The following is a 381-nucleotide window of genomic DNA, read 5'->3' on the forward strand; positions in this document are numbered from 1 at the left end:
CTAGGAACCTCCTTGTGAATATCGTCATCCTGGCTGCAGGCATGGGCAAACGCATGCGCTCCGCCCTGCCGAAAGTGCTGCACCCCCTGGCCGGCAAACCGCTGCTGGCGCACGTCATTGAAACCGCGCGCACCATGTCGCCGACGCGCCTGGTGGTGGTGGTCGGACATGGCGGTGATCGGGTGCGCGAGATGGTTGGCGCGCCCGACATCGCCTTCGCCACGCAAGACAAGCAGCTTGGCACGGGCCACGCCGTCATGCAGGCCGTCGACCAGCTCGACGAGAGCGTGCCCACCCTGGTGCTCTACGGCGATGTGCCGCTCACCCGCGCCGAAACGCTGAGCGCGCTCGTAGGCGCCGCCGGCAACGACCACCTGGGCG

1 protein-coding gene is annotated in these 381 nt (G+C 68.0%); it reads left to right on the forward strand.

What is annotated here, in order from left to right:
- Window positions 1–14: 14 nt before the first annotated feature.
- Window positions 15–381 (forward strand): NTP transferase domain-containing protein (locus GV818_RS34010; protein WP_161778772.1); only part of this gene is annotated, 367 nt, incomplete at its 3' end.

Origin of the sequence: Pseudomonas sp. Fl4BN1, from assembly GCF_009908285.1 — a bacterium.
In the GTDB taxonomy this organism is placed as follows: Bacteria; Pseudomonadota; Gammaproteobacteria; order Pseudomonadales; family Pseudomonadaceae; genus Aquipseudomonas.